Source organism: Chitiniphilus eburneus (assembly GCF_005048205.1).
Classification (GTDB): Bacteria; Pseudomonadota; Gammaproteobacteria; order Burkholderiales; family Chitinibacteraceae; genus Chitiniphilus; species Chitiniphilus eburneus.
This window is the reverse complement of record NZ_SUMF01000068.1, coordinates 1-2614: the sequence shown is the minus strand read 5'-3', so window position 1 is coordinate 2614 and position 2614 is coordinate 1. Positions and strand designations below refer to the sequence as shown.

At 64.7% G+C, this 2614-nt stretch carries 4 protein-coding genes; all 4 read right to left on the bottom strand.

Going from position 1 to position 2614, the window contains the following annotated elements; all coding sequences use genetic code 11:
* Window positions 1-611 (bottom strand): phage adaptor protein (locus FAZ21_RS19910; protein WP_136775171.1); only part of this gene is annotated, 611 nt, incomplete at its 3' end.
* The gene (locus FAZ21_RS19905; protein WP_136775170.1) at window positions 611-1432 is read right to left on the bottom strand and encodes a RyR domain-containing protein; all 822 of its coding nucleotides are present in this window, start codon (window positions 1430-1432) and stop codon (window positions 611-613) included. The genes FAZ21_RS19905 and FAZ21_RS19910, both read right to left, overlap by 1 nt.
* A gap of 43 nt (window positions 1433-1475) precedes the next feature.
* Window positions 1476-1955 carry a hypothetical protein gene (locus FAZ21_RS19900; protein WP_136775169.1) on the bottom strand — a complete coding sequence of 160 codons (480 nt, stop codon included), beginning with the start codon at window positions 1953-1955 and terminating at the stop codon, window positions 1476-1478.
* Between the two features lie 47 nt (window positions 1956-2002).
* Window positions 2003-2614: phage capsid family protein (locus tag FAZ21_RS19895; RefSeq protein WP_136775168.1), on the bottom strand; the 612-nt coding region annotated here is incomplete at its 5' end.

Sequence of the window (2614 nt, the reverse complement as noted above, 5' to 3'; positions counted from 1 at the left end):
GGCGTGTTGGCAGTTTGCGCCCGGCGCAGCCTGGCACCTGGCGATGGGCCGAAGTGGCGCTCGAAGCGCGCCTCGGCCGCCAGCGCCCTCGATGCATCCTCCAGTTCGATATCGGGGATGCGGTAGGCGCACGCCAGCGCCCAATCCACCAGGTGACGGTGGTGGAGCCGGTCGATCTCCGGACGGTCGGTTTCCACGCGCATCGGGCATGCCAGCCGATAGCCTTCCAACCTGAGGGTGGCCGTCGTGGACACAGGGAAGTCGAGATCAAGTAAACCATCCCGATGCACGAAAGCGCGCGGACCATCGGCGACAGCACGCCGGTTCGCATCGCGCTCCAGGATGTCCAATTGATCCAGCTCGCGCTGGCGGCCATCCGCCTCACACCACAGCGCCCGGGTGATCTCGAAACAGCGGTGGTCGATTTCCGCGCTCTCATCGCCGGGCAGCATTGAATACTCGTCGGTGAAGCGCAGCAGTCGCGCGCGGATGCATGCCTCCTCCACCGCTTCATTCAGCCAAGCATCGACATCCTTATTGGCCCAGCCGTAGGGTTCCGCCTGGTCCATGGCATCGCGGCGAAAGGCTGCGCGCAGTTCGGCGAGATTCATCACGCGATCCCGAACTGGTCGAACAAGCCGGTGACTTCGCGGCGCAGTTTGTCCACGCCCTTGCGCTGATCGAGATCGACCTTGAAGTACGTCTTGGCAAAGTTGCTGAGCGCGCCCTTATCCATGAAGCCGATGGTGTCGCGCACATCCTGGTCCTGCTGCTCCTGCTGGTCTTCCTGCTGGGGCTGCGAGATGGCGAAAGGCGGCGCAATGGACGCGGCCACGAGTTCCGCTGTGCTCGGCTGGTCTTCCTGCTGGGGCTGCGACGGCGCGGACTGGAACACATCGGCATGCCGTAGCAACTTGGCAGCCAACTCAGGCGGGCATGGCACCGCAATGCCACGCGGAAATTGCATATGGCTGCCGTAGGTGCCGTCGATGTGCTGTGCGCGATGACCGATGTAGACCACCGGCACCAGGCCGTTCGTAGCAATGGCAGCGGCGACGATGGGTTGAGCTGGGACCGGCGCGGGCGCCGGGATGGCTGCCATGGCGTGCACCACCGCGCGGAACAGGAAATCCTTGGCGCGCTGCTCCTGCGGCAGTTCCGCGTAGGGGCGGCAGCACGGGTGCAGCTTCAGCTCGGCATCCTTTACCTCGCCATAAATCCAACCTTCGGCCAGCTTTTGCGCAAGCCACGATTCATGCGATTGCTCGGGGGTGGCGTCGGGGTTGGTCAGGTGTATCTCCACGCCGGCCAAGGCCGACGCCTGCTGCCAATCCGGTGCATGGGCCCAGTCGGGCTGGGTGTGGTCGCCCAGGGACGCGCAATAGGCGCGGTTCACTTCATGCGCCACCCGGGCGATCTGTTCGCGGTTCATGTTGACTCCTTGGCGGGGCGCCCTGCGGCGCCCCTTGAGCGGGTTACGGATTGCCCTGGTTCAGCCCCTCGATCACCACCTCCAGGCGCGCGGCAGCGTCCTGCGCGGCGCCAGCGATGGTGACGACGAGGTACGCAGCCTTGGGCAGACGCACCGGCAACACGGCCGTGTTGTTGGCACGATTGCGGCCGGCAGCAGCGACGTTGAGCGCAGCGTGGAAGTAGTCGTCGTCCTGCGGCACATCGGTGACGTCGATACCATCCTCATAAAGGAAGCCCAGCTTGATGGTGGTCGATGCCTTGAACGCGGTCGGCACGATGGACAAGCTGTCGTGCAGTTCGATGCCGGCGGGCAGCCAGCCGATGCGCACCACGTCGCCAATGGCCAAGGCGGTCGCCTGGTCCGAACCGGCGACCACACCGGCACTGTTGGTGGTGAGGGTGAAGCGTTGCTTCCAGGCGTTGCCATACGGCGCGGCATGGGAAATAGCCCGGCGCAAGCCGGGCAGCGTGACAGTAGCCATGGGATTCTCCAGATGGGCCGGACATGCCCGGCCAGGATGAGGAAGGTTTAGGCGGCGAGCTTGACCGCAGTGTCGATCGCCATCACGCCGAAGTCGGTGATTTCCTTCTGCGTGCCGTGGTCGATCTCGAAGCGCACCTTGGATTTGCCGCTGATCATGCCGACCAGGATTTCCAGCTTGTCGCCATGGTCCAGCTCCTTTTCGCTCCAGAAGTACGGGTTACCCGTCTGGCGCGCCTTGCCAAACGCCTCGGCCAGCGCCTGGCCGCCCAGCAGCAATGCGCGGTCCACCGCGTATTGGGTGCCGAAGCTGGCAGGCACGAGATCCGTTTGCTCCGTGGCGGAACTCACGGATTGGCACCAGTTCAGCGAGTTGCCAGCGTAGAAGCGAATCGGCTTGGGCATCTTCACCACCAGGATGCCGTTCCACAGCCCTGCCTCACCCATGAACAACGGGTGCTGCTTGGCCAGTTGGGCGCGCGCCATGGCATTGGCCTGCCAGGTGCGGAAATTGCCCGAGCGCACGATCGACGTGTACTGCTCGGACGAAGTCAGCAGCACGCGCAGCGGCGCGTCGCTGGCAGCCTGGTCGCCTTCGAACTTCACCGACGGCGGCGGCAGTGGCATCGAGTCGAGCAAGGTACGCAGTGCATCGACCAC

Coding starts and splice junctions, on each gene's coding strand:
- FAZ21_RS19905 (WP_136775170.1), bottom strand. CDS start 1,432: ATGAACCGCGAACAGATCGCCCGGGTGGCGCATGAAGTGAACCGCGCC.
- FAZ21_RS19900 (WP_136775169.1), bottom strand. CDS start 1,955: ATGGCTACTGTCACGCTGCCCGGCTTGCGCCGGGCTATTTCCCATGCC.